Origin of the sequence: Erwinia oleae (assembly GCF_000770305.1) — a bacterium.
GTDB lineage: Bacteria > Pseudomonadota > Gammaproteobacteria > Enterobacterales > Enterobacteriaceae > Erwinia > Erwinia oleae.
The window spans coordinates 1-1,268 of record NZ_JNVB01000157.1 but is presented as its reverse complement, the minus strand read 5'-3'; the positions used below and the strand labels follow the sequence as shown (position 1 = coordinate 1,268).

Here is a 1,268-nt window from a genome sequence, read left to right as displayed (position 1 = left end):
TCCTCAATCTCCCTGGCAACGTGGCTCAAATGAAAATACGAACAGGTTGCTAAGACAATATTTTCCAAAGGGAACTGACTTATCGGTTCACAGTCAGCAGAGACTAAACAGCGTTGCCAGACAGCTCAACGAAAGACCGAGAAAAACGCTAGACTATGAATCACCCGCAGAACGGTTCAATAAGTGTGTTGCGTCCATCAGTTGAACTCACAGCGATCTGCGGACATTGCAGATATCGCGATGTATTAATCCTTTGAGAGCAGGTCACAGGCTTATGTTCTCATGCTCCCACTAAGAGTCACCCCGGATATTTAGCGAATGAGATTAATATGGCGGCTTATGAGGGAGCGGCGTTATCTGCTGCCTCGCCATATATGACCATCCAGATTCCGACAGAAGAAATCGCCCTCCCGGAAGCCATCTGCCAGGAAAGGGGCTCATTGAACATAGCCCATGCTCAAATCATGGTGACAGGTGGACAGAGATACAGAACGATGGTAACGCGGGTTGCTGAGCTCTTACGCAGGCAAATCCAGTAGAGACCGTCGCCTCCAAAAGTTGGCAGAGTCGCCGTCCATACCACGCTGAGCGTGAACCCTAATGTGGGGATCGGAGCCAGGCCACCGTGGGTGCCTACAATAACGGCGAAGACAATCACCGCGACGAAACACTGGAGCCAGAGATTGGGCAAGAGATCCATTGACTGTGAGTCATTACTGCGTTTATGCCAAAGCGTTGCCACTGCAAGCGACAGCATACCCGCTACCGGCAAACCGTAATCCCAGAGTGGGGCGTTGCCAAACGTGATCACGTTATGGATCACCCATACCACGCCGAGCATTGCCGTGAGTAGACCTGGCCAGACCTGAATGGCTAGCCTGTCGGGGTTTGCCCCAGACATGCCGTGCGTTGTCTATCTCTGGATGGCGGACGACTTTGAGGACATTGACGCAGAACTCTCACCTGATGAGGTGACTGCAGCGATGGAAATGGCGGATGCGACGCTGGAGGCCGACATCAGCCTCAGCTGGGGTTTTATGCGTGACTGTGCAAAAACCGTGAAGTCCCGGAGGGAGATTGAATGAACATCTGGCTGGTCAGCTGGCAGGAAGAGGTCGGCAGCACCTCATACGAATATCACGCGCTGCTCAATGGATGAGACGTCGCGCTCGCGGAAGCAGCCTGCCAGCATATAGGGAAACCTGGCGGCCACCAGAACGTCCCGTCTGCTCGCAAAGTTGTTACTGGCAGTTCGATCGGTTCAGCGT

General features: G+C 53.2%; 3 protein-coding genes. 2 read left to right on the top strand and 1 reads right to left on the bottom strand.

Going from position 1 to position 1,268, the window contains the following annotated elements; genetic code table 11:
- Positions 1-205, top strand: a 205-nt coding sequence (locus GS12_RS23900) for an IS30 family transposase (protein WP_160279936.1), incomplete at its 5' end; no start/stop codon positions are given.
- A 252-nt stretch (positions 206-457) separates the two neighbouring features.
- Here GS12_RS23900 and GS12_RS22675 read toward each other — a convergent pair.
- Positions 458-901, bottom strand: coding sequence for an EamA family transporter (locus GS12_RS22675; RefSeq protein WP_235421344.1), 444 nt, complete (start codon positions 899-901; stop codon positions 458-460).
- Here GS12_RS22675 and GS12_RS22670 point away from each other — a divergent pair.
- Positions 900-1,085 carry a hypothetical protein gene (locus tag GS12_RS22670; protein WP_235421342.1) on the top strand — a complete coding sequence of 62 codons (186 nt, stop codon included), beginning with the start codon at positions 900-902 and terminating at the stop codon, positions 1,083-1,085. The genes GS12_RS22675 and GS12_RS22670 overlap by 2 nt on opposite strands.
- Positions 1,086-1,268: the final 183 nt, after the last annotated feature.